This window comes from Brevibacterium sp. HMSC22B09, from assembly GCF_001806795.1.
Lineage (GTDB): Bacteria > Actinomycetota > Actinomycetes > Actinomycetales > Brevibacteriaceae > Brevibacterium > Brevibacterium ravenspurgense.
In genome coordinates, this window is the sequence record NZ_KV786001.1 from 22,501 (window position 1) to 23,178 (window position 678).

At 60.3% G+C, this 678-nt stretch carries 1 protein-coding gene; it reads left to right on the forward strand.

The genetic code is table 11. The annotated features are described in order from the left end of the window. Positions 1 to 640, forward strand: a 640-nt coding sequence (locus HMPREF3087_RS02010; protein ID WP_256173012.1) for an ABC transporter substrate-binding protein, incomplete at its 5' end; no start/stop codon positions are given. Positions 641 to 678: the final 38 nt, after the last annotated feature.

Genomic DNA, 678 nt, shown 5'->3' on the forward strand with positions numbered 1-678 from the left:
CAAGACCGTCGGCTTCGACATCGACCTGGCAGACAAGCTGGCAGAGCGCTTGGGCCTCGAAACCGAAGTGCTCACGACTCCGTTCGAAGGAATCCAGTCGGGAACTTCGCTCGACACCGGCAAGTGCGACATCGCCATTTCCGGCATCTCGATCACAGATGACCGCAAGACCAAGATGGAGTTCACCGACCCGTACCTCAACGACAACCTCGGTTTGGCCGCGGCGAAGTCGGACGGCTTCAAGAGCCTCGACGACGTCAAGGACAAGAAGGTCGGCGTGCAGGCTGCGACCACCGGTGAAACCTACGCCAAGGACAAGGGCATTTCGCCCGTGCAGTACGAAACCGGCGGCATGATGACCCAGGCCCTCATGGCCGGCAAGGTCGATGCCGCGGTCGGCAACATCTCGGTCATCTCGGCGGCAACCAAGGCTGACGACAAGCTCGAACTCGTCGAAACCTACGACACCGGGGAACAGCTTGGTGCAGCCGCTAAGAAGGGCAACACCAAGCTGACCGAAGAGTTCAACTCCATGCTGAAGGAAATGCTGGAGAACGGCGAATACGACGAACTCGTCCAGCAGTGGTTCGGCGATGAAGTCGCCGAAAGCCTCAGCGTGGCCGAAGGCTCCGAAGGCTGACATTTCAACCGAGGGGTGCCGCTCACCACGGGTGAGCG